Raw genomic sequence first — 21,345 nt, 5'->3', positions numbered from 1 at the left:
GTGAGTCACCTCTCGGATTCCTGGTTCGTGTCGGGGTTTCTGTTCGCACCGTGCTCGAGGAGCATGTCGAGCAGCGCCAGTTCCTGTTCCATGTCGTCGTCGCCGACAGCCTGCATCTCGGCGTCCAGATACGCCCGGAGTTGCTCGAACCGTGCCGTGTACTCATCCGGGACGCCTAGCGGCACGGATTCCCGTTCGTGTTCGCCCCGCTGGTCGGTCGGCAGCCAATCGTCGACCCCGTTGGTCGACGCAGCGCGCTCGTGGACGTTTCTCGCCCACGAGCGGAGTTCCCTGGCGTAGCGGGCCAGCGCGACGGCCTTCCGAACGCCGTCGTGGTCGAACGACTCCGTGCCGTCGGGGAGCGCGACGGTCACCCGCTGGGAGTGCTCGCTCCCGTCGCGTTCGGTCCAGGACGCGATCAGGTCGACGTTCACCGGCCCGACTCCGCCATCCAGTCGGAGCAGGACCACGCCGCCACGGGCTTCCCCGTCGTCCTTGGCCGAGGGGAACAGCGTGGTGACGTGCATCAGCTCCCCGGTCGCGTCGTCGGCTGACGGGGACCCGTGTACCGCGGCGATCTCGCATTCGTCGGTCTCCAGTTCCAGCCCAAGGTCATAGACCAGCGGTGTGACCATGTACGCGAATTCCTCGCCCAGGCGCTGCTCGAACTCCGTCGCCGAGTGAACGAAGTAGTGATTCGCACCCCGAATCCCCGACAGCGCGTCGGCAAGTTCGGCATTGGCGTCCAGCCCCATCCCGATGAACGTCGTGTGGATGCCACGGTCGGCCGCGTCGGCGAACAAGTCGGTGAGCTCGCTTTCGTCGGTTGCGCCCATATTGGGCATCATGTCGGTCATGAACACGACGCGCCGTTCGAGATCTTCGCGGGGTTCACCGTCAGCGAGCATGTCCCAGGCAGCCTCGAAGCCGTCTTCGAGGTTCGTTCCGCCGCCCGCACTGACCTCGCCGATGTGTCGCCGGATCGCATCCATGTCCGTCGATCCGACGTCCCGGAGTGGTTTCGCGACGTGCGCCCGGTTGTTGTACAGCACGACGCCCAGCCGGTCGTCGTCGCAGAGCTGCTCGGTCAGTGCACAGAGCGATTGAGTGGCGGCTGCCAGTTTCGTCGTGGCGTCGTTCTCGGCCTCGCGTTTGCGCCCGTGTTCATCGTAGTAGTACCCGTCGAACTCGCTGTTCATCGACCCGGAAACATCGAGTACGGCGACCAGATCCAGTCGGGGGCGTTCGAACTCCGCCACCGAGAGCGTCGAGTCCAGCCCGACCGACAGATAGCGCTCGGTTTCACCGGAGATCGGGTGTTCGCTCACGGCCGCTGCGTATCGCGGCGCGAACAGCGCGTCCGTCTCCGTCGGCGCGCCCGTCTCGAAGTAGTAGTCGTAGAACAGCCCCTCGTCGCTGATTGCCTCGGGTTGTGGCGTGTAGCCGCTCTCGGCGTTCTCCCGGAAGTTCGTGACGTCTTTCGCCCCGCCGGCCGCCAGCCCGACCGTCTCGGGACTGGCCATATCAGCACTAGCCGCAGGGGCGTGGTCCGCCATTATCTGCGCGTTATCCGCCGTTGCGTCTTCGTGGCTGCGTAGTTCGTGCTGACTGACGTGCCGCCCACAGGCATCACAAACGTAGTCTGGAGCGGTAACGGCCTGGGTTTGGTTATTCTGGGGGCGCGGCTGCCAGTCGTCGACGTTCGTGTCGTCGTCACGGACCGGCGTGACGGTCGTCTCTTCGCCTACGACGCCGAACACGTCCGAGAGCTCTAGCGTCGTAGCCGCCTCGGTCACAGCGTCGCCGATTGCGTCGACCGTCGTTCCCTCTCGAAGCCGGTCCCCACAGTCCGGGCACCTCGCAGGCGCGGATGCCGCTTTGTCGACGGGTGCACAGCCGACGATATCGTGGAAGTCGTACCGATTCCCGGTCTCGAGGCCGCCGATCGGGCTCCGCGCCGGAGTGACGACCAGTTCGTGTTCTTCCCCGTCGTCGGTGGTTACGACGAGACGTTGGACGGTCTCGCCGCAGCTTTCGAGTGTGCGCTGTGTGACGAACTCGACGGTGAGATCGCTGCGCACTCCGTCGCGAAGGTCGGTGTGATTCGAATTCATGGATCGGGCTGGCCGCCGTGCCCCGGGCGACCGACGGGCGTTCGACGAACTGACTCGGGAGTGGCACTCGTAACCGACATCTGGATGTTCCTTATTCTCCGAATGCACCCATTTGTTTTCGCTATAATGATTTAAATCTGTCGCAAATCCGAATAGCGGTGAGTGTCTGGTTGATACAAACAACACCGTGATGTGGCTTATAGTTCATGTCGGTAGAACCGTTTATCTCGGCCACGTTTCAGGGGGTAACCTCCGTTTGTACGACGATAGTTCGGTCAAAAGAACCATTACGATGGGCTTCTTGATCCAGGACAGAGAATTCCATATGGCTCTCGATGCGGGCGACAGCCTCATCCGGTCGCTACACGAGCACAACCCCTGGTGGGACGAGGGAGCGGCCGCGTTTTCCCTGCCCGACCGCCACAAGAGCGACTTCTACCACCTGGCGCGACCCGACGAATCAGGGAACCGTGTCGAAGGCCAGCAACTGTTCGCACTCGTCGGTCGCAGCGGCGTCGGGAAAACGACGCTCCTGCACGCGTTCATCAAGCACCGGATCGAAGCAGGCGATTCACCGGAGCGGTTTCTCTACCTCCCCTTCGACGCGGACCCGCTCTACCAGCTCGACTCCGACGACCAACTCCGACAGGCTATCCGTTACTACGAGACACGAATCCTGGGCCGTACCGATAGCGACCGACCGGAGATCGTGTTGCTCGACGACGTTCACCGGATCGAACACCCGAACAAACCAGCTGTCGACGGCTGGGGAACGGTCGTCTCGGAACTCCTCGCAGACAACCAGGACCGCCACGTCGTCGTTACTGCCAGCGCCGGCCTCCAGGTCGAACGCGAACTGGATCGCGTCGGCTTCGACGATGGCGCCTACGACACTCAACCTGTCCTCCCGGAGAAGTTCCGCGACTACGTCTTTGCGGTGTATCCCGAACTCGAGACCGGCGAAACTCGCGTCAGTCCCAGTTCACTGCGAACGGGCGAACGCAGCCTCCCCACCGCGATGGACACCGGAGACATCGACCCCTTGATCGACGAACTCGAGAGCAAGTACGAGCAGGTAGCGGCCGATGCTCGCCGCATTCAATCACAGGTCGTGGAATACCTCGCGATGGGCGGCGTCATCAGCTACGAGCGCGATGGCGTCGTAGAGTCAGCGCGAGACCTCACCGCCGACGACTACGCACGACTTCGCGACGACGTACGTAACGCGCTCTACCAGGAGGTCCCAGACTTCGAGTCGATCAAGACCATCGCCGACCTGGAACGCCTCTGTGCGCTCGCCGCTCGCAACCGCGGCGTCGAACCGATTCGCTACCAGGAACTCGTCGACCTCTTCGACGTCGACCGGCGAACGATCGCCGATAGCTACCTCTCGGCGCTCGCCGAACTGTACGTCCTGACCGGCGTCACCGAGTACGACAACAGCCGCCCGCGGTCCGTGCGACTGTTCCTTCGCGACACCGGGCTGGTGACCGCGCTCGCCGACGGCGACCCGTCGACCGTCCGGAACGACTTCGACCGAGAAGCAGAACTCGCACGCGTCGCCGCGTTCGACCACACGATGCGCTTCGCGTACGGGATCAACGCCCAGCAGGGCAACGACGTAGACCCGACCGTTCAGTACTGGCGTGGCCGCAACGGCGAGGTCGACTTCGTCTTCGAGATAGGGGATACGCCAGTTCCCGTCGGCCTTGCGTACCGACCCCGCGAGCGCGACGACGCATTAGCCGCCGGCGAGGAATTCACAGGTGCCTACGACGCTCCAATCGGGTTCGTCCTGACCGGCGACACCATCCGCGGTTCCGAACCCATTAGTGAGGTCCGCGACGGCATCGTCGAACTCCCGTACTGGCTGTACCTCCTGCTCTGCTGACGCCGGGTTCTGGACCGTCGTGATTTCCTCTGATATCTAAGACAAGGGACATTCGTGCAAAATAGGGGGAACGAGAGGATACGCCAACGTATTCGTCTAGAGGGTGTTATACATCGATTCCAACCTCTTTTCACTTTCTCGCTCCACTCGGTACAGGGCGTGTGCAGCAGGGTTGCGCCTATGCGAGTTTGCTGCGTACTCAATTCCCGACTGTAGTAAGCAGAAAGGACTCACCAAGTCTCTACCTCCCTGTTTTTGTTGGTGCGCTGTCCAGTCTCCATGTGGTCTCGACCGACTGGCTCATTACGGTACCACTCGGCACCGCTGCATCGGTCATCGGGCTGTTTTTGCTCTGGCTGGCACTCAATGGTTCACACGAGGATCTTCGCCCGCCGATCGACTGGGGTGCTGATCTGGGACTTGTCTCCGTCGAGCAGACACGTACCAGACGACTAATCTGGGCAGCATACGGTTTCATCTCGCTACTCGTTGGCCTGGCGTTTTTCGCCGTACTCGTCGTCGCCTTCTGACTCCTGAGAAGAGGTTGGTCCCTCTCACAGGGAGCACATCGGTCGGTATCGTCGTCGAACCCAACGAGTGGGAGCAGGAACTTGACGGCGGACAGACGCTGACGGAAACGAAACGTTGTCAGTTAGCGGCTACTCTGCAATGCGGATGACCCTGTCTCCGGAAACCGCAGTCGTATAAGAGAAACACACGTCGGTCTCATCAATACCGGCTATGGACGAAAACCCGGGCGGAGACACGGGTGGGTCAGAGATCCCGTGGTACTCCGTCGTATTCTATGTCATCATCTCGAGTTCATTAATCGGTGTCATGGGCGTTTCACTAATCAGCCCCCTCCTCCCAGAACTCCGCGAAGTCTTCGGTGTTTCAGATGCAGCGGTCGGACTCTTCATCACCGCCTATTCGATCCCTGGAATCTTCCTCACTCCCTTTATCGGCTACGCAGCCGACCGAATCGGTCGGAAGTGGGTGCTGGTTCCACTACTTTTCACGTTCGGCATTGCCGGCGCTGGAATCGCCTTTACGACGAGTCTTCCCGTGGCCCTGGGACTGCGATTCCTCCAGGGCATCGGGGCCACGGCACTCGTGATGCTCGCGGTTACCCTGATCGGTGATATCTATGATGGGAACCGTCGCGATACCCTCATCGGCATCAACGGTAGTATGATCGGCGTTGGTGCAGCCTTCTATCCGCTACTCGGTGGTGTACTCGCAACGGTACGGTGGAGCGTCCCATTTCTCTTTTTTGGGGTTTCGATCCCCGTTGGGATTCTCGCAGTGGTAACATTGGATAACTCGACCGGTGCGTCAGACGTCCAGCTCTCCACGTATATTACCCGAATCTATGCGGTGATTCAGTTGCCAGAAGCACTCGCGCTGTTCGCTGCAATGTTCTTGGCGGTGTTCATCTACTATGGCGCCGTGGTAACAGCGTTGCCGCTGCTGTTGAGCGACGAATTTGGATTGACCTCCTCGGCAATCGGGTTGATACTGGCCATCGCAGCGCTGGCGAATGCTGTCACGTCATCGCTGTATGGACGGTTTTCCAGGCGGTGGACCGCTCCGGAATTGATATCGTTGGGATTCGTCGCCTTCGGCTCGGGCTTGCTTATCATCTGGCGGTCCTCCACGACAGCGGTAATAGCGATCGCGTTACTCGGGTTCGGCATCGGGATCGGGCTCGCGTTGCCGTCCATCGATATGAAGGTGGTTACGCTTGTCTCGGACGACCTCCGTGCTGGGATGATGGGGGTACGAACCAGTATGCTTCGTCTCGGACAGACAATCGGGGCGGTCGGGTTTACGTTCGTCGCTGATGCGTTCTTCGTGAGCACTGTCGAAGGATACCGAACACTGATGCTCGGTACTGGAATACTCGTAACAGCGACAGGCGGACTTCTCTATCTCTCATTTCGCAACTAACCTCAACTCGTCCCTGATTCAGCCAGAACTGAGACAGTAGCTCGGTGGTCGATTTAGCGAGCCTGGTGAGTGGCGATTCATCCCTTTGATCCAAAATTTACGCCAATACGCTGCTCTAGAGGCTTGCGACGGTCTCGGTCACGTAGTCCCGGTAGTCTCTGAGCAACTCTTTCCCGTCGTCGGTGAGCGTGTATCTGTTCGTCCGCTTGTCCATCTGTGCCTTCTGGAGAATCCCCTGCTCGACGAGGTCGTCGAGGTTGGGGTAAAGCCGGCCGTGATTAACGTCTTCACCGAGACGCTCCGCCAGTTGACGCTTGATACCGAGGCCGTAGGAATCGTTCTCGCTGGCTTCCAGACGGGCGATAGCGAACAGTGCTTCTTTCTGAAACGCCGTTAGGTCTGTTGCCGATACGTCGTCTGTCGACTCCGTTGTGGTCTGACTCATGGGTGGGTGGGGGTTTGAGTGCCAGCAGGCCGAGTGGGGAAGTCGCTCAGCCAGAATGGCTTGAAATTTTGTCTATTTTAACCTTTTGAATCTGGGATCTTCCACCGTAGCACCCCTCATTCGGTCCAAATCCTCGACCTGTTCAAATCGCCACCGACAACAATAGGATGGATCGTCTCTACAACCCACGATTTCCTCACATTAGCAGGAATACCTGATTCGATTCATTCAGGAAACCACTCCGGGTTCAAACAAGTAATAGCCGAGTTACTAAGGGCGCTGTATCATGGTTTACACGCCTGTTTTCCCGTTTCGATCCGTTCAGTAGGGGAGACGATCACAACTGGCTCCCGAAAGTGCATATGTGCTGATGTTAGATATCGATACATGGTCGTAGCCCTCCTCGGTTTGCTCGTGGTTGCGTTTGCAGCCGCCTGTGGTATCGCTGTGTATCGAACCGGGCGGAGACCACCAGTGTTCCGGGCCCTCGTAACGTTCGGGATATTGCTTCTCACGCCGGTCATCGTCTTCGCCCTCTTGTCAACGACGTTAACGAGCGCGCTCCCTGTATTCACACTCATCCCGGTCCTCGTCTTTCTGGGGCTCGGACTGTACACCATTGCCGAAGGCTCGTTCCCGTCGCCGATTCAAAACCGCCTGGAAGCTCAATAGCTCAGACGGCAGGGCGACTCCCCGCATCACATCTACGCTCAATTCAGACGATGCATCGCCCGAATCAGACGCACGAACCCACCAATCTGATGGGCACGCAAATTGAGGCTTGGAGTTACTCACCGGCCGCGTTCAGCGCACTGTTCAGTTCGAACAGTTCCTGCACAACATCGCTCTTGGCGACTCGATACCGGCGAGGTGATGAGTTCGCTACTTCCTCAATGATATCGGTTTCTACCAAGAGATCGATGTATTTGCTCACTGTCTGCCGGGTCACACCAGCGTGATCCGCCAGTTCTGTCTTGGTGAACTCCCGCCCCGGCGGAAGGGTGAGGATGGCATCGATGAGGATCGGGACGCTCTCGTGCTGAAAAAGATAGAGGACGCCGCTCGGATTCTCTAAGCGGGCTTCCTTGGTATCCTTCTCCGCTGCCGGGTGTGTCTGCGATGACTCGCTCATGTTTCTGGTTTACCGGTGTACGCATATAGCTGTTTCCCCGAACGTAACTGCGCGTTAACGTACTCTTATCAGGAAGGGGTAGGAAACGAGGGATATGCGTAAGCCGTCGGTGAAATGTGCTCTCCTCGCCGCGATGATAGCTGAGCATCGGTGGGGGTCACCTATCGTTGAAGAGAATCTCATCTCTATTGCTGCTATCGAGACAAGTGACTACCCCACTGCTAGCGATATATTCGACGATCTGCGGTCCAAACCCTACATCACGAACCGAGGTAACCGAGGGATCGAACTCGACAACAGCGAGTTCAGTCAACTGGCCGATGTCCTCTACCACGAGTGTGACTGGGACCCGCTTGAGATCAAGAGCCGACTGAAACACTACGAGGGCTGGGAAAACCACAACTGGGCGTAACCGTGTTCAGCCCGCAGTGGCAGGCGATCTTATGATAGATATGCAGACACACTGAGCAGACGTTCACCTCCACCTTCCCTGAAACAAGCTCCATGGGAACTGTTCTATCCCCCTCCTACGCCATGGAGATCTCCTGAAACTGGTTCAGAAGTGACGAACTAGTAGGTTGGATGGCCCTGATACCCATCCCAGATTTCCGGAAATCCCCCTGCAAGAGCTAATACTGCACCGCTGCCAGCAATGGTATGTCCCACTACTGGACGACGATCCGACTCACGAAGACCGGCGAGCGATGGACAGCCACCCAACACGGCGTCGACGCAACTGGAACAGGCGAGACAGCCCAACAAGCCGCTGCGGACTACTGTGCGACTGTCGAGGAACAAGTGAACGGAACTAGGCAGGAACCAACGGACACTGATAGAGTTACACTCGAATGAGTCTAGCTGGCACCCACATGGCTGCCGTTCCCAATGGAATTGGTATTTGCCCTATACTATATTGGCTTGCCACCGTACTGAAGATGTTTCAGACTTCTGTGGAACAGGCCACCAGTGTACTGAGGGGTCAGACATCCGGCTGACACGGGTTTCGTCACCGGCGTTCCGTCCTGTGGTTTTCAGTTTCGGTGTGGCTGGCGGGCCTATTTACCCGTTCTCGCCTATGCACCGATAGTCATGATCAACCGGATTACGCATATAGTCACACGACGGGGACAGCGGAGTCAATTTTGTGAGTGTCGCCACTGTGGTTTCAGAATCGACGATCCAACTATGAAGTGCCCTGAGTGTGGGTCCACAGAAGTGGCGCAGTACGAGTTTTGAGGTCAGACTGATAACGGCACCTGCTGAGAACTATCAATCAGAGACTATAGAACGAATTTCGCCCAGCTTCGTTTTACTGGAACCCGATATTAGCAGGATCGGTTGTCTGGCCGAGCGTGATTTCCAGAATCCCACTATTGTACCCCATCTCCGCGGATTGATCGTCGACGTACGCTGGAAGATTGATGCGCTTGATTACCGGCCGTGGGTCACGAGCGACACGGATCGCTAGAATCCGCCCATCGCACTGGATATCAATCTCATCCTGGTTTGCCTCTGGAATATCTGCGACGACACGAAGCTCATCGTCGTATTCGTGGACATCAATAGGTTCCGTCTCTTCGCCGGCCATCTCGGAGAACATTTCGTTAATTCCGCCAAAGTGATCGCCGAACGGGTCTTCGTCGTCGTCCGGATTCCGTCTCATCGCTTTATATAGGTCAGTCAGGCCGATAAGCCTTCTGCGCAGGATCTACTTGGCCAAATAATAGGCTGAATTCAGCAGTGAGTCGGCAATGACGGATGTCTATGTTGCAGGATAAATTCAATTCGTGTGAAATCCAACTTCTTCGCTCAAAGGTACGCGCCTCAGCCGATTTAAACGATAAGTTCTGGAATGAGCTATTAGGCCCATAGACAGTAGTAGTTCGACTTCCGGGCAGGATACGAACGGGAGTCCACCAGTCGATTCCTTGACCGGATCGGTACTCCCGTTCCTGATTGATAATTGAAGTATACGACAGCATCGCCGAACTCCTATACTGGCTGTACCTCCTGCTCTGCTGACACCGTAGTTCGGTCCCGGAATCAGTAAAGTCTCAGCCGACTTTCCAAATCGAGCAGAAAATTGTTTGCAGTAGCTAGCCAACGGACGACTATGCCCGACGACGAACAAGCCGATGTCGAGGTTCCGGAAGACGAACAGGACGTCGTAGAGATGATCTCCGGCGAGGATGACTCCGAGCCGACGGAACAGGAAAAGAACCTGGCTATCGCCCAGACAGAGCTCATCGGCGACCTCTGAGTAATAACTATTTCCATCTCGCCATTCTCCGTCTCTTTTCACCGTCACCAACCGGTTTCTAGCCGGTCCCCGGTCTCGCTAGGGAGTACCTGGGATTCGACGGCTCGTTGCCCCCGATCGACATCGTACTCGACGCGCCGAAGGTCCGTCTCCCACGTCTCTGTATGGCAGTTTCGCTGCATGCTCACGATGTGATCGGGTCCTCGTACAATGTCGTCGCCAACGAGCGGAGTTCTACCTCGCAGTCGAGTTCTTCAAACCAACGGTCGGGGAGGCTATCGACACCGAACCGAGCGCCGGCGACCGCGCCTGTGACTGCTCCCACGGTGTCGGTGTCGTCGCCCATGTTCACCGCAGTAACGATCGTTTCTTCGGCAGAGTCCGCGGTGAGGCCGAGGTAGAGCGCCGTCTGGAGCGTGTGGACGACGTAGCCACTCGAAGCGAGCTCCCTCTCTTCGATACCGTCCGGGATCGGCGCGAGTGCGTCGCGAAGTTCCGCGGGCACGTCGTGGAGAGCTGAGAGTGAATCCGCGAGCGCATCGTCGCGACCTTCGATCAGTCCGGCGACAGTACTGTTCAGGATCGCGCACCCAGTCGTACATCGCGGGTCGGCGTGCGTGATTGATGAGGACTGTCGACTCACCTCGACGAGGGTCTCGTGACCGTCGGCGAACGCCAGTGCGTGCGGAACACATCGCATCACGCTTCCGTTGCCCGCGTTTTGGCCTTCCGGTCGTTGCTCCCAGACCATCTGTCCGGCCTCGTCCAACGATGCTCCGGACTTGATCTGCCGCAATGCATCTGCGGTCATCACTCCGATGTCGAACGGACCGCTATCGTACCACTCGACGAACCGCGCCGCGATATCCTCGGGGTCGAATTGCCCGCGCTCAGCGAGGCTTCTGGCAATGCACAGCGCCATCTCGGTGTCGTCAGTGATCGTGCCCGGCGGCTGGCCGTGCGTACCGTGCCCGAGCATCTCCGTCAAGCGGTCATGCCGCTGTTCGATCTGTGCGGCCGAATTGAACTCGACGGGTCGTCCGAGCGCATCGCCACAGGCCAGGCCAAGTAGCGCCCCCCTCGCTCGTTCAGTACGTGTCACGACTCGTCATATTCGCGCTGCTCTCAAAAGTACAGGTCACCAGTGCCTACCCTTCTGCTGGGAGTCCCAACTGGGATTCCTGGTACATCAAGTGCGATAGCGACCGGGTACGGAACCAACTGAGAGTCATTTTCCGGGGTGATTTATGTTCTGTGCTTGACTGATCCACAGAATTATGGGCCAGCGCCGTCCAGTAAATGCAGGCGAATCGCACGACGGCGAACACCCCCGTTATGGAACGTAACGAAATCAAACCGGCAGAATCGGGATGTGTTTATAAGCGTCCCGTCGCCGTCCCGGAAATGTGGGCCGTTACGCAGAATGATGGGCGCTGCAGGATTTGAACCCGCGACAGCTTGGTCCGAAGCCAAGTACTCTGTCCAGACTGAGCTAAGCGCCCTCGGTCGCTCGGTAATCAACCTGCCGTGTTAAACCACTCGGTTGTCGTCGGTCGATGAGACGTAGGGGCACGGTTCCGGAGCGGGCCACTGGCGTGCCGTATCGGGTGGTTTATCAGTTGGTCGTCGGGAGGACAGCACATGGGAACGGTGGAGCGCGTTCGCGGCCTGGTAGAGTTGACGCGGCCGGTCAACGCCATCGCGGCCGGCGTGCTGACGTTCATCGGTGCATTCGTGGCCGTCGGTAGCTCGCTTCCGACCCTGCCGGTCCTCGCGGCCGTCGTCGCGACGGTGCTGGCCACCGGGGCCGGCAACGCCATCAACGACTACTTCGACCGTGAGATCGACCGGATCAACGCGCCGGACCGTCCGATTCCGCGGGGCGCGGTCTCGCCCCGTGGGGCGCTCGTGTTCAGTGCTGGCATGTTTCTCGTCGCGGTCGTACTCGTTCTGGCGCTGTTGCCGCTCCTGGCCATCGGCATCGCCGTGTTCAACCTGCTCGCGCTGATCACGTACACGGAAGTGTTCAAGGGGCTCCCGGGTGTCGGAAACACGCTGGTGGCGTATCTCGGTGGGAGTACGTTCCTGTTCGGGACTGCGGCGGTCTGGCCGGTCGATACCACCGTTCTGGCCTCGGTCGTGGTCCTCTTTTTGCTGGCCGCGCTGTCGACACTCGCTCGGGAGGTCATCAAGGACGTGGAGGACGTGGCAGGCGACCGCGAGGAGGGGCTGAACACACTGCCGATTGCGCTGGGGGAGCAGCGGGCGCTCGGTCTCGCGGCGGGGCTGCTGGCCGTCGCGGTCGTGGCGAGTCCGGTGCCGTATCTGCTTGGGACGTTCGGGGTGGGCTACCTCGTGGTCGTGGTGCCGGCGGATCTGGTGATGCTGTACGCGGGCTACGAGGGATTCGGTGATCCGACGGCCAGCCAGTCCCACCTCAAATACGGGATGTTCTTGGCGGCAGTCGCCTTCGTGGTCGGGCGTGCAGTAACGCTGGCGTAACCGCGTCCGCGGGCGGTCAGCAGCGGTCAGTACACAAAAGCATATATGTATGCCGGCAGCACAGTATAGTATACCAATATCGGCCGCGTTCGGTTGCTCGTGGTCGAGTGCTCTCAACGAGGCCATTCCATGTACGATCTGGGTACGGAGTTCGGAAACGCGACGGTCGACCCCGGGACCAACATTCTCGTCGCCGGGCCGCCGCTGTCGGGCAAGCGCGAGTTAGCGATGGGTGCACTCGAAACCGGGTCCGAACAGGGGGAGGGGTCGATCATTGTCACGACGCGGGACAACTCCGACCGCGTGCTGACGGACTATCGCTCCCTGCTCACCGACCCCGACGAGGCACACATCGGTGTTGTCGACTGCGTCACCAAACACCAGGGTCAGTCGGCCTCGGATACGGACGTCGTCAAGTACGCCTCCTCGCCGGTCGACATGACCGGCATCGGGATCAAGTTCTCCGAGTTCGTCGAGGAGTTCTATCGCAACCGCAACAGCAAACGCAACCGCGTGATGGTCGACTCGCTGTCGACGCTCCTGCTCTACTCGAACCTCCAGACCGTCTTCCGGTTCATGCACGTGTTCACCAGCCGCATCGAGAACGCCGACGCCGTCGGCATCCACGTCATCGAGTCGACGGCTCACGACGAGGAGACGATGAACACGCTCATCCAGCTGTTCGACGGCGTCGTCCGCACCGACGAGGACCGCTCGGTCACCCTCCAGTTGCCCGGCGTCGACACCGAAACTGTCGGCCCCTGACTCCGGGCCGGCCCCCGTCGCCAGCAGTCTTTTGATCGCGCCCGTCCTCGGTTCTCCCATGTCAGTCGAGACAGACGACGAACTCCGTGAGATACTCGACCTCGAAACCATCGCCGTCGTCGGCTGTTCGTCGACCGCCGGCAAAGCCGCCCACGACGTCCCCGCGTACATGCAACGCCACGGCTACGAGATTATCCCGGTCAACCCCTATGCCGACGAGATACTGGGCCGAACGGCCGTCGATTCACTGGCCGACGTCGAGGAAAAGATCGACATCGTCGACGTGTTCCGCCCCAGCGAGGAAGTGGCGGGCATCGTCGACGCGGTCCTCGAACGGGAGGACGTAGCGGTCGTCTGGATGCAACTGGGCATCGAGGACGACGAGGCGGCCGCCCGCGCCGAAGACGCCGGGCACAGCGTGGTGCAGGATCGCTGTCTGAAAGTCGAACACCAGCGGCTCGTGGACTGAGGCGGGCGTACCCCGGAGTCAGTCCTCGGGTTCGGCCGCGCTCCCGCCCGCTGCGCCGCTGGTCTCGGCACTGTCCTCGGCGTCGGCATCCTCGATGGCGGCCTCGGCGAGGACTTCGTCCACGTCGATCCCCTGCTCGCGGGCCATCCGTTCGATCAGCACGCGCTGTTCGTCGAGGTCGTGTTCCATCGCGTCGACCTGCTCGCTGGTCTGTTCGACTTTCGACCGGAGGTCGTCGACCTGTGCCCGCAACTGATTCATCTTCTCGTACAGCTCCTCCGCCGCCGAGATCATCTTCTCGATCTTCTTTTTCGTGTCACCGAGTCCGACCATGTGAAGCCGTTTCGCGCGCACACTTGTGGCCGTTTCGGCTGGGCGGCGCGATGGTGGGTCGGCCGACGGCACAACGCCGCGGTTAAGTCCGGTCACCTGCCAGTACGGGTATGGACGACCTCCGGATCGCCCCGCTCGTCGGTATCGTCGGCTGTCTGGCCGTCCTCCTGGCCCTGGGTGCGCCCTACGTCCTCGTCGTGGACGCCGGCGGCGTCGGCCTCTACTACGGGTCCGGCGCGGTCAACCCCCTGCTGGCTGCCCTGTTCGCCATGGTGACCCTCATCGCGCTGGCCGCGGGTCGTGAAGGCCGCTCCGATCCGGCGATGGCCGCCGGCGTCGCGCTCGTTCTCGGCGCGGCGATCACCGTAATCGCTCTCGCGTGGGCGCTCACAGCCCGCGTCGACGTGATCGCCATCGACACCGCCCACCGCTGGGTCGTCGCCGGCGTGAGCGTCCTCGTCCCCGCCGGGTCGGCGTGGTTCGCCCGCGCGCTGGGACTGATGTGACCGGCCCGTGTCGTGACTCGGACAGTCTCCAGCCCCCGTCGAAACCGGACGATGGGAGCGCATCCGAAAGGCCCTTATGGGGCTCCGGATAAGGGGAAAGTGGACTAGGTCGGGCAGTTAGGCCCTGCTCGGAACCCGCGATATGGTCTTTAGCGGGGACCGAAGCTCGGGGGCGTCCGGTCAGACGGACGCGGGCCCCGCAAGCCAACGTCGAAGCCTCGTCCTGCGGGGGCGGCGGTCCCCACGGGCTCGCCTGCAGGGGCGATCCGGTGGGGTTGATCGGAGATACCCCGTCAGGCGCGGAAGCGAGCAGCGGATCACCGGACACCCGTCGCTCGTAGGGTCGCGGGGTGGAGGAGGCACGCGGGATTACCCGCGCCCGAACGCCGGGCAAACCCGAGGTCCATTCCACTCATACCACCTTTTTCCCGCTCGGGTAGCGGCTTCGCCGCTACCACTCGCGGCAAAAACGTGGGCGAAAAAGGCGCGAGCGCCGGAGGCGCTCGCGTGGAACCGGCGCGCTTCGCGCGCCGGATGCTGGCATTCAACCAGCCGACCGCCAACGACCAAACTCACGACACTGGCAGAACGTTCCGCCGTCACCAGTGACATGTCCTGGCCGAGTTATTTTCACAACGCATGACTGAACTAGAGTTTATTACCTTCGCTTGTTCAGACCCGAACGAACCGGCCGCGTTCTGGGCGGCCGCACTGGACGGCGAGCGCCCTGAACTGCCGCCCGCCCTCGATCCCGAGATCGTCGACCGGCCCGGTGACGGCCCGGATCTACTGTTCGAGCAACAGCCGAAGAGGACCGAATGTGACCTGCCGATCCACCTCGATCTGTCGACTTCGGATCGAGAGGGGACCGTCGAACGACTCCGGGACCTCGGTGCTTCGGTCCGGGAGACCAAAACCGAGGAGTCCGAGCCCCACACTGCGACGTGGGCCGTGATGGAAGGCCCGGAGGGAAACGACTTCTGCGTGAGCGAATATCGATAGCCGGGCGTCGACGGTGACAGCCCGGCCGAAAGCCAGCAACCTTTTTCACCTCGCGCTTCCGGTCCCGACTGGAACCTTCGTTTCGCGTACCAGCATGACTCGGAGTGACGACACTGAGCCGAGAAGCGGCGTCACGTCGGACCGACCGGAACGGGAACGACTCGACGACTCTCTCTCCTACCACGACATCCTCCAGCGCGAGATCCGGAACGCACTCCAGGAGATCAGACGGCCGACGCCAGCAGTGTTTATCTCCGGCGTCTCGGCCGGACTGAACGTGAGTTTCGGCGCGCTGTTCATGGGGATGGTGCTGTCGCTGTCGAACGGATTCTCGTCGCCCGTTGTCGCCCGACTGACCCTCGGCTCGGTCTCGACCATCGGCTTCCTGTTCGTCATCCTCGGCCAGACGGAGCTGTTTACGGCCCACACCACCATGGCCATCCTGCCGGTGCTGGACGGGCGGGCCTCGCTCCGTGACCTCGGCGAGCTGTGGGCGGCTGTCTACGTCTCGAACCTCCTCGGCTGCGCCGGATTCGTCGTCCTGATCGCCATGCTCGGCCCGACGCTCGAGATCGCCGGTGGCGCGGCTTTCACCACGCTCGCGACGGAACTGGTCGACCCGGCCGGACCGGCGATCTTCCTCAGCGCCGTCATCGCCGGCTGGCTCATGGGGCTGGTGACGTGGCTCGTCGCCGGCTGTCAGGACACGACCAGTCGCGTCCTCGTCATCATCATCGTCACCGCCGGTATCGGATTCGCCCCTTTCCACCACGCCCTGCTCGGGACGACCGAAGTGCTGAGCGCCATCGCCCTCGGACCGGCCGTCACGCTGGCCGACTTCGGGCACTTCCTCCTCTGGACGACCGCCGGAAACGTCGTCGGTGGCGCGGTGTTCGTGGCGCTGCTGAACTACGGCCACGTCGCCTACTTCACCGAGAGCGAATACAGTTACTACGACGAGAATCAGTGAGTCCGCCGCTCTCGGTCAGGACTCCACGAGGCCGTCGACGTTCTCGATGGACAGGTCGCCGCCGATGGTGCGGTTCGGGTAGGGGATGTCGATTCCTTCCTCGTCGAACCGCTCTTTCACGGCGGTGACGTACTCGCCGCGGACCTTCACGAAGTCCGCACGACTCGGATTGTCGATCCAGATGCGCGATTGCAACCCGACCGAGGAGTCACCGAGTTCGGTCAGGCGCACGGAGGGTTCGGGGTCGTTCATGATCCCGTCGTGGTTCTCGGCTTCCTCGACGATGATCTCGGTCGCTTCGTCGATGTCGTCGTCGTAGCCGATACCGAACAGGAACTTCAGGCGGAGTTGTTCCTTGGCGACGGGGTTCTTGATGACGCCGCCGGTCAGCTGGGAGTTCGGGACCGTCAGGAGTTCGTTGTCGAACGTGCGGACCCGCGTCACGCGCAGGGAGATGTCCTCGACGACCCCCGAGTAGCCGTCCCACTCGATCCAGTCGCCGATGCGGAAGGGCTTGTCCGTGTAGATGAACACGCCGGCGACGAAGTTGCTCAGGACGTCCTGCATCGCGAAACCGATCGCCAGTGTGGCGGCCGCGCCGATGGTCGCGATGGCGGTGAGGATGTTGCCGTAGCCGGCGAAGGTGAAGGCGATCGCGACGGCGGCAAAGGCGGTCACGATCCGCACGAGTTTCACGAGCGGCTTGCGCGCGTGTGCGTCGAGATCCCGTCGCTTCAGCACCCGATTGATCAGGGGGGCGACGACGGTCCGGCCCACCAGATAGAGGACGAGAAACGCGATGAGAAACGTGATGGCCGAGCCGACCGCGCCGGCCGCGGGGAGGCCGAATTGTGCGAGTTGATCCGCGAGAAACGTGTTCGCGGACTGCAGCAGGATCACCGCTCGATCACCGCCGTGTGCCCCCGGGTCCGGGCGAGGTCACCGCTGACCCGCTCGGCCAGGTCCTCGGCCAAGTCCTCGGTCGTGGTCCCCCCACGCGCCGCACGGAGGAACTTGACTTTCACCATGTCGCGGTCGTCGAGCTGGTCCGACAGCTCCTCGACGACGGACTCGACCCCGTGCTTCCCGACCCAGACGGTCACGTCCAGGTCGTGCATCCGCCGGCGCTTCTCCTGTTCGGTCATGTCGTCTTCACTATACGGCAACCGTTCTTAAAAGCTATCACCGACCGAGCGTGTGGGAGCAGGTCTCACTACCGCGCTCCGTCGGCCCGCGCGGTCAGTACGGGTATCTCGCGTGTCCGCCACAGTCACAGGTGACCACGACGTGGCCGTCCCGGGTCCGGACGCGGGCGTTCACGCCGGGCTGGAGGTAGGCGTCACAGCGGTCGCAGGTGAACCGCTTGAATTCGGGCGGGAGCGAGAGCCGGTTGCGCTCGGCGACGCGGCGGGCCCGGCGGACGTACGCCCGGGCGCGGTCGGTCTCGCCCGCGGACGTAGCGGCCTTCGCGAGCGCCTGGAGGCGCTCGATGCGCTCGGCGGCCAGTTGCTCCTCGCTGGGCATACCCGTGACTCACCGGGCGAGACGGGGTATAGGTTCTGTTTGCCGTCGCGGCGCCGTCCATCGTGTTCTTTCGGTAGGGTTTTTTCCCACGCTCGTCTCGCCTCGCCTGTGCAGGCGCTCAACTACCTGGAACTCGCAGGGAAACTCGACCGGAGCGGCATCGGGACGGCCGTCGAACAGCAGCGCCGTGCGCTCGCCGAGACGGACGTGGACGTGCGCACGTCGCCGTGGGCCGGTGGCGATCCGGTGAGTGGACTGCGACGTGCCGTGACCGACGGCGACGCCTTCGCCGATTTCGATCTGGCCCACTGCAACATGATCGGGCCGGGGACGGTCGCGGTCGCCCGGTACGCGCGCCGCAACGGCGTCCCGCTGGTCTTGCACTCACACGTCACCAGCGAGGACTTCGCCGAGAGCTTTCGCGGATCCACGTATCTGGCCGACCCACTGCAGCGCTACCTGCAGTGGTTCTACTCCCTGGCGGACCTGGTCCTCTGTCCGAGCGAGTACACGAGACGAACCATCGGATCCTACCCCGTGGACGCACCGATCCGCCCGATCAGCAACGGGGTCGACCTCGACTCCCTGGAGGGGTACGAGGACTGCCGGCAGGAGTACCGCGACCGGTTCGATCTGGAGGGGATGGTGGTCTTCTCGGTCGGCAACGTCTTCGAGCGCAAGGGGCTGACGACGTTCTGTCGCCTGGCCCAGGAGACCGACTACGAGTTCGCCTGGTTCGGGCCCTACGACACGGGGCCACAGGCGTCACAGACCGTCAGGGAGTGGACGCAGGACCCGCCCGAGAACCTCACGTTCACCGGCTGGATCGACGACAAACGGGGCGCGTTCGGTGCCGGCGACGTGTACCTGTTCCCGACGAAAGCCGAAAATCAGGGCATCGCCGTGCTGGAGGCGATGGCTTGCCGGAAAGCCGTCGTCCTCCGGGATATTCCGGTGTTCGAGGAGTTCTACACGCACGGCGAGGACTGCCTGAAGTGTGAGACACGCGCGGAGTTCCGGGACGCGCTCGCGGAACTGGCGGCGAACCCGGATCTGCGCGAGCGACTCGGTGAGAACGCCCGCGAGACGGCCGAAGAGCACGCGCTCGGACGCGTCGGGCAGGAGCTGAAAGGTATCTATCATGATCTCGTCGATGACACAACGTATTAGAGACCGGTCGTCGAACGGTCCGGCGATGGGTCGGACCGTCGCCGTCTTCACCGACACGTATCTGCCGACGGTCAACGGCGTGACCTACACGGTCCAGACCTGGCGGAAACGGTGGGCGGAGCGGGGCGGGCGGATGCCTATCGTCTATCCGGGGACCAACGATTACGAGCCCGGTGAGGACGAACACCCGGTCAGGAGCATCGAATTTCCGTTCTACGACGAGTTCAACGCTGCGGTTCCGGGTGTCCCCGACGACATCACGGCGGCCGACCCCGAGCTGGTTCACACCCACACCCCGTTCCTGCTCGGCCTCAGCGGCCTGAGGTTCGCCCGGAGCCACGGCGTCCCGCTGGTCGCCTCGTATCACACGCCGACGGCCGAGTACGCCGACTACATCGCGGAGGGGTGGCTCCGCTCGCCCGTCGAGCGTGCCGCACGGGCCTACGAGAAGTGGTATCTCAACCGGGCGGAGATGGTGGTCGTCCCGAGCGAACCCGCCCGTCACCACCTCCGGGAGATCGGCGTCCGGACGGCGGTCGAGGTCGTCCCCAACGGCGTCGACACCGACCGGTTCGGCCCGGTAGACACGAGCCGGTTCGCCGAGGCCCACGATCTCGACACCGGGAAGCCACTGGTCGGCTACACCGGACGGCACGGATACGAGAAGCAACTCGACCTCATCGTCGAAGCCACCGACGGGATGGACGTGACCGTCGTGTTCGGCGGCGACGGCCCGGCTCGGGACCGGCTGGAGAAGCAGGCCGCCGACGCCGACGTGGACGTGCGATTCCTGGGCTTCCTCGACAGGGAGGACCTCCCCGCGTTCTACAGCGCGCTCGACGTGTTCGCGTTCCCCAGCCCCGTAGAGACACAGGGGCTGGTGGCACTGGAGGCCAACGCCTGCGGAACACCCGTGGCGGCCGTCGACGCCGGCGCGCTCTCCGATACCGTCGTCACCGGTGAGACCGGCTACCGCGCGCCGCCGGGTGACGCCGATCGGTTCCGGGCGGCCATCGAACGGACGCTCGCCGAGCGCGACGCGTTGCGCGAGCACTGCCTCGACCGCCGGGACGCCGTCAGCGTCGACCACGCCGTCGACAAACTCTCCGAGGTCTACGAAATGTTGCTGTAGGGAGATCGAGGGGACTTCGAGTCTCGTGCCGTGAGCAGGCTTCATTACCGTGGCCGACTTCGACCCGACGAGTCGACGGCCCGCAGATCATGATCAAGAATAGGGACGAGCGACGGAGAGTCGGTTTCGGAGTGGCGTCGCTCCTGCTCGTGTCCGTCCTGCTGCTGGCCACGAACGTGGCCCTGATTCTCGGGTCGGGCGCGGCGGACGTGACAGTCGCGGTCTGGCTGATCGCTCCGGCCGCGGTGATCGTCCTGCTGGTCGCGGTCGCTGTCTGGGTCCAGGCGGACCGCGACCGTGCGAGGTACCTCACGCGCGTCGCGGCCTGGGCGTTCGTCGGTGCGGCCGCCCTGGGTATCGGCGGCGCGCTGAACGGATACCTGAACGCCGTCGAGGGCGTCAGGTTGGGCTCGACGGTGGATCTGTTCGTGGGCTGGGCGGCCGGCGGCCTGCTCGACGGCGGTCTCATCGGGATCTACGACGCCGAACGACGGCTCGAACGCGAACGCAGCGAAGGCGCCCGACAGGAAGCCGAACAGCTTGCGGCCGGGCTCTCCGTCGTCAACCGCGTCCTCCGACACGACCTGCGTAACCACGCGACCGTCCTCGAGGGACAGATAGGCGCACTCGACGCCGACGACGGGGACGTCGAGACCATCCGTCAACACGTCGACCGGATCGTCGAACTGGCCGAGCAGGGCCGACAGATGGAGTCCGTCCTGCGGACCGACGACCGGATCGTCGCCGACGCGAGCGAGGTCGTCGAGCGCGTCACAGAGGACCTCGCTGCCGTCCACACGGACGCGTCGGTCACGGTCACCACGCCCGACGCCGCACCGGTCACCGTCGGCAGCATGTTCGAGGTCGCAGTCGAGAACGTCGTCGAGAACGCAATCGTCCACAACGACAGTCCCGAACCGACCGTCGACGTGACCGTCACGAACGGGGACGGGACCGTGGCGGTGACAGTGAGCGACGACGGCCCTGGGATTCCGGACCACGAACTCGACATGCGGGAGTTGCCCGCCGAATCCGCACTCGAACACAGCAACGGACTCGGCCTGTGGCTGGTCGACTGGTTCGTCGAACGGTCCGAGGGCGACCTCCACATCGAGACCGACGACGGCAGCCGGGTCCGGATGGTCCTGCCACGGGCCTGAGCAGGTGCTGACTGGCCGAA

The 21,345-nt window shown here is 62.2% G+C and carries 24 protein-coding genes, 1 tRNA gene and 1 other RNA gene; 16 read left to right on the top strand and 10 right to left on the bottom strand.

Features of this window, described 5'->3' with window-relative positions; genetic code table 11:
* Positions 1 to 5: 5 nt before the first annotated feature.
* A complete protein-coding gene (locus MU521_RS16275; RefSeq protein ID WP_092693866.1) occupies positions 6 to 2,114 on the bottom strand; it encodes a vWA domain-containing protein in 2,109 nt (702 codons plus the stop codon).
* 325 nt (positions 2,115 to 2,439) lie between these two features.
* On the opposite strand from MU521_RS16275, the gene MU521_RS16270 reads away from it, so the two are divergent.
* The 3 genes from MU521_RS16270 to MU521_RS16260 all read left to right on the top strand — a co-directional run bounded on the left by MU521_RS16270 (position 2,440) and on the right by MU521_RS16260 (position 5,955).
* Positions 2,440 to 4,005, top strand: a complete 1,566-nt coding sequence (locus tag MU521_RS16270; RefSeq protein WP_175452903.1) for an ATP-binding protein — start codon at positions 2,440 to 2,442, stop codon at positions 4,003 to 4,005.
* 281 nt (positions 4,006 to 4,286) lie between these two features.
* Positions 4,287 to 4,535: a hypothetical protein gene (locus MU521_RS16265; protein ID WP_092693862.1), complete on the top strand. Its 249-nt coding sequence runs from the start codon at positions 4,287 to 4,289 to the stop codon at positions 4,533 to 4,535.
* Positions 4,536 to 4,746: 211 nt separating this feature from the next.
* Positions 4,747 to 5,955 (top strand): MFS transporter, encoded by a 1,209-nt coding sequence (locus tag MU521_RS16260; protein ID WP_092693860.1) that lies wholly within the window; start codon positions 4,747 to 4,749, stop codon positions 5,953 to 5,955.
* A gap of 115 nt (positions 5,956 to 6,070) precedes the next feature.
* Here the strand turns inward: MU521_RS16260 and MU521_RS16255 are convergent, their stop codons facing one another.
* Positions 6,071 to 6,400: a PadR family transcriptional regulator gene (locus MU521_RS16255; RefSeq protein ID WP_092693858.1), complete on the bottom strand. Its 330-nt coding sequence runs from the start codon at positions 6,398 to 6,400 to the stop codon at positions 6,071 to 6,073.
* Positions 6,401 to 6,787: 387 nt separating this feature from the next.
* Between MU521_RS16255 and MU521_RS16250 the strand changes: the two genes are divergently transcribed.
* Positions 6,788 to 7,072 carry a hypothetical protein gene (locus MU521_RS16250; RefSeq protein ID WP_092693856.1) on the top strand — a complete coding sequence of 95 codons (285 nt, stop codon included), beginning with the start codon at positions 6,788 to 6,790 and terminating at the stop codon, positions 7,070 to 7,072.
* Between the two features lie 115 nt (positions 7,073 to 7,187).
* Here the strand turns inward: MU521_RS16250 and MU521_RS16245 are convergent, their stop codons facing one another.
* Complete coding sequence (locus tag MU521_RS16245; protein WP_092693854.1) at positions 7,188 to 7,532, bottom strand: helix-turn-helix domain-containing protein; 345 nt, start codon at positions 7,530 to 7,532, stop codon at positions 7,188 to 7,190.
* Positions 7,533 to 7,626: 94 nt separating this feature from the next.
* On the opposite strand from MU521_RS16245, the gene MU521_RS16240 reads away from it, so the two are divergent.
* Entirely contained in the window at positions 7,627 to 7,944 is a 318-nt protein-coding gene (locus MU521_RS16240) for a hypothetical protein (RefSeq protein ID WP_092693852.1), read from the top strand.
* Positions 7,945 to 8,841: 897 nt separating this feature from the next.
* Here the strand turns inward: MU521_RS16240 and MU521_RS16235 are convergent.
* On the bottom strand, positions 8,842 to 9,195 hold the full coding sequence (locus MU521_RS16235) for an Hsp20/alpha crystallin family protein (protein WP_175452902.1): 354 nt from the start codon (positions 9,193 to 9,195) through the stop codon (positions 8,842 to 8,844).
* A 450-nt stretch (positions 9,196 to 9,645) separates the two neighbouring features.
* Between MU521_RS16235 and MU521_RS16230 the strand changes: the two genes are divergently transcribed.
* Positions 9,646 to 9,792: a hypothetical protein gene (locus MU521_RS16230; RefSeq protein ID WP_175452901.1), complete on the top strand. Its 147-nt coding sequence runs from the start codon at positions 9,646 to 9,648 to the stop codon at positions 9,790 to 9,792.
* Between the two features lie 184 nt (positions 9,793 to 9,976).
* Here MU521_RS16230 and MU521_RS16225 read toward each other — a convergent pair whose 3' ends face one another.
* Together MU521_RS16225 and MU521_RS16220 are read right to left on the bottom strand one after the other, a co-directional pair.
* Positions 9,977 to 10,894: an ADP-ribosylglycohydrolase family protein gene (locus MU521_RS16225; protein ID WP_092693850.1), complete on the bottom strand. Its 918-nt coding sequence runs from the start codon at positions 10,892 to 10,894 to the stop codon at positions 9,977 to 9,979.
* A gap of 325 nt (positions 10,895 to 11,219) precedes the next feature.
* Positions 11,220 to 11,294 (bottom strand) — tRNA-Arg (locus MU521_RS16220).
* A gap of 139 nt (positions 11,295 to 11,433) precedes the next feature.
* On the opposite strand from MU521_RS16220, the gene MU521_RS16215 reads away from it, so the two are divergent.
* The 3 genes from MU521_RS16215 to MU521_RS16205 all read left to right on the top strand — a co-directional run bounded on the left by MU521_RS16215 (position 11,434) and on the right by MU521_RS16205 (position 13,528).
* On the top strand, positions 11,434 to 12,294 hold the full coding sequence (locus tag MU521_RS16215; RefSeq protein WP_092693848.1) for a geranylgeranylglycerol-phosphate geranylgeranyltransferase: 861 nt from the start codon (positions 11,434 to 11,436) through the stop codon (positions 12,292 to 12,294).
* 129 nt (positions 12,295 to 12,423) lie between these two features.
* Entirely contained in the window at positions 12,424 to 13,059 is a 636-nt protein-coding gene (locus MU521_RS16210; RefSeq protein WP_092693846.1) for an RAD55 family ATPase, read from the top strand.
* 58 nt (positions 13,060 to 13,117) lie between these two features.
* Positions 13,118 to 13,528 (top strand): CoA-binding protein, encoded by a 411-nt coding sequence (locus tag MU521_RS16205; protein ID WP_092693844.1) that lies wholly within the window; start codon positions 13,118 to 13,120, stop codon positions 13,526 to 13,528.
* 18 nt (positions 13,529 to 13,546) lie between these two features.
* Here the strand turns inward: MU521_RS16205 and MU521_RS16200 are convergent, their stop codons facing one another.
* Entirely contained in the window at positions 13,547 to 13,861 is a 315-nt protein-coding gene (locus MU521_RS16200; protein ID WP_092693841.1) for a DUF5798 family protein, read from the bottom strand.
* 110 nt (positions 13,862 to 13,971) lie between these two features.
* Here MU521_RS16200 and MU521_RS16195 point away from each other — a divergent pair, with 110 nt between their 5' ends.
* From MU521_RS16195 to MU521_RS16180, 4 genes are all read left to right on the top strand, one after another.
* Complete coding sequence (locus MU521_RS16195; protein WP_092693839.1) at positions 13,972 to 14,367, top strand: DUF7548 family protein; 396 nt, start codon at positions 13,972 to 13,974, stop codon at positions 14,365 to 14,367.
* 97 nt (positions 14,368 to 14,464) lie between these two features.
* An RNA gene (ffs, locus tag MU521_RS16190) (signal recognition particle sRNA) lies at positions 14,465 to 14,776 on the top strand.
* Between the two features lie 230 nt (positions 14,777 to 15,006).
* Positions 15,007 to 15,369 (top strand): VOC family protein, encoded by a 363-nt coding sequence (locus tag MU521_RS16185; RefSeq protein WP_092693837.1) that lies wholly within the window; start codon positions 15,007 to 15,009, stop codon positions 15,367 to 15,369.
* Positions 15,370 to 15,463: 94 nt separating this feature from the next.
* Entirely contained in the window at positions 15,464 to 16,339 is an 876-nt protein-coding gene (locus MU521_RS16180; protein WP_092693835.1) for a formate/nitrite transporter family protein, read from the top strand.
* 15 nt (positions 16,340 to 16,354) lie between these two features.
* Here MU521_RS16180 and MU521_RS16175 read toward each other — a convergent pair whose 3' ends face one another.
* The 3 genes from MU521_RS16175 to MU521_RS16165 form a co-directional block, all read right to left on the bottom strand.
* On the bottom strand, positions 16,355 to 17,239 hold the full coding sequence (locus MU521_RS16175) for a mechanosensitive ion channel family protein (RefSeq protein ID WP_175452900.1): 885 nt from the start codon (positions 17,237 to 17,239) through the stop codon (positions 16,355 to 16,357).
* Complete coding sequence (locus MU521_RS16170) at positions 17,236 to 17,484, bottom strand: YhbY family RNA-binding protein (RefSeq protein ID WP_092693833.1); 249 nt, start codon at positions 17,482 to 17,484, stop codon at positions 17,236 to 17,238. Before MU521_RS16170 ends, MU521_RS16175 begins: the two co-directional genes overlap by 4 nt.
* A gap of 94 nt (positions 17,485 to 17,578) precedes the next feature.
* Positions 17,579 to 17,863, bottom strand: a complete 285-nt coding sequence (locus tag MU521_RS16165) for a ribonuclease P protein component 4 (RefSeq protein WP_092693831.1) — start codon at positions 17,861 to 17,863, stop codon at positions 17,579 to 17,581.
* A gap of 108 nt (positions 17,864 to 17,971) precedes the next feature.
* Here MU521_RS16165 and MU521_RS16160 point away from each other — a divergent pair, with 108 nt between their 5' ends.
* From MU521_RS16160 to MU521_RS16150, 3 genes are all read left to right on the top strand, one after another.
* A complete protein-coding gene (locus tag MU521_RS16160) occupies positions 17,972 to 19,033 on the top strand; it encodes a glycosyltransferase family 4 protein (protein ID WP_092693829.1) in 1,062 nt (353 codons plus the stop codon).
* A 25-nt stretch (positions 19,034 to 19,058) separates the two neighbouring features.
* Positions 19,059 to 20,165 (top strand): glycosyltransferase, encoded by a 1,107-nt coding sequence (locus MU521_RS16155; protein WP_092693827.1) that lies wholly within the window; start codon positions 19,059 to 19,061, stop codon positions 20,163 to 20,165.
* 89 nt (positions 20,166 to 20,254) lie between these two features.
* Complete coding sequence (locus MU521_RS16150) at positions 20,255 to 21,325, top strand: sensor histidine kinase (RefSeq protein ID WP_092693825.1); 1,071 nt, start codon at positions 20,255 to 20,257, stop codon at positions 21,323 to 21,325.
* Positions 21,326 to 21,345: the final 20 nt, after the last annotated feature.

It is taken from the genome of Halorientalis regularis, from assembly GCF_023698535.1.
Classification (GTDB): domain Archaea; phylum Halobacteriota; class Halobacteria; order Halobacteriales; family Haloarculaceae; genus Halorientalis; species Halorientalis regularis.
This window is presented reverse-complemented; position numbering and strand designations above follow the sequence as displayed.

Excerpts from the sequence above, each read along its gene's own strand:
- MU521_RS16275 (WP_092693866.1), bottom strand. The coding sequence starts at position 2,114 with ATGAATTCGAATCACACCGACCTTCGCGACGGAGTGCGCAGCGATCTC.
- MU521_RS16270 (WP_175452903.1), top strand. The coding sequence starts at position 2,440 with ATGGCTCTCGATGCGGGCGACAGCCTCATCCGGTCGCTACACGAGCAC.
- MU521_RS16260 (WP_092693860.1), top strand. The coding sequence starts at position 4,747 with ATGGACGAAAACCCGGGCGGAGACACGGGTGGGTCAGAGATCCCGTGG.
- MU521_RS16255 (WP_092693858.1), bottom strand. The coding sequence starts at position 6,400 with ATGAGTCAGACCACAACGGAGTCGACAGACGACGTATCGGCAACAGAC.
- MU521_RS16250 (WP_092693856.1), top strand. The coding sequence starts at position 6,788 with ATGGTCGTAGCCCTCCTCGGTTTGCTCGTGGTTGCGTTTGCAGCCGCC.
- MU521_RS16245 (WP_092693854.1), bottom strand. The coding sequence starts at position 7,532 with ATGAGCGAGTCATCGCAGACACACCCGGCAGCGGAGAAGGATACCAAG.
- MU521_RS16240 (WP_092693852.1), top strand. The coding sequence starts at position 7,627 with ATGCGTAAGCCGTCGGTGAAATGTGCTCTCCTCGCCGCGATGATAGCT.
- MU521_RS16235 (WP_175452902.1), bottom strand. The coding sequence starts at position 9,195 with ATGAGACGGAATCCGGACGACGACGAAGACCCGTTCGGCGATCACTTT.
- MU521_RS16230 (WP_175452901.1), top strand. The coding sequence starts at position 9,646 with ATGCCCGACGACGAACAAGCCGATGTCGAGGTTCCGGAAGACGAACAG.
- MU521_RS16215 (WP_092693848.1), top strand. The coding sequence starts at position 11,434 with ATGGGAACGGTGGAGCGCGTTCGCGGCCTGGTAGAGTTGACGCGGCCG.
- MU521_RS16210 (WP_092693846.1), top strand. The coding sequence starts at position 12,424 with ATGTACGATCTGGGTACGGAGTTCGGAAACGCGACGGTCGACCCCGGG.
- MU521_RS16205 (WP_092693844.1), top strand. The coding sequence starts at position 13,118 with ATGTCAGTCGAGACAGACGACGAACTCCGTGAGATACTCGACCTCGAA.
- MU521_RS16200 (WP_092693841.1), bottom strand. The coding sequence starts at position 13,861 with ATGGTCGGACTCGGTGACACGAAAAAGAAGATCGAGAAGATGATCTCG.
- MU521_RS16195 (WP_092693839.1), top strand. The coding sequence starts at position 13,972 with ATGGACGACCTCCGGATCGCCCCGCTCGTCGGTATCGTCGGCTGTCTG.
- MU521_RS16185 (WP_092693837.1), top strand. The coding sequence starts at position 15,007 with ATGACTGAACTAGAGTTTATTACCTTCGCTTGTTCAGACCCGAACGAA.
- MU521_RS16180 (WP_092693835.1), top strand. The coding sequence starts at position 15,464 with ATGACTCGGAGTGACGACACTGAGCCGAGAAGCGGCGTCACGTCGGAC.
- MU521_RS16170 (WP_092693833.1), bottom strand. The coding sequence starts at position 17,484 with ATGACCGAACAGGAGAAGCGCCGGCGGATGCACGACCTGGACGTGACC.
- MU521_RS16165 (WP_092693831.1), bottom strand. The coding sequence starts at position 17,863 with ATGCCCAGCGAGGAGCAACTGGCCGCCGAGCGCATCGAGCGCCTCCAG.
- MU521_RS16155 (WP_092693827.1), top strand. The coding sequence starts at position 19,059 with ATGGGTCGGACCGTCGCCGTCTTCACCGACACGTATCTGCCGACGGTC.
- MU521_RS16150 (WP_092693825.1), top strand. The coding sequence starts at position 20,255 with ATGATCAAGAATAGGGACGAGCGACGGAGAGTCGGTTTCGGAGTGGCG.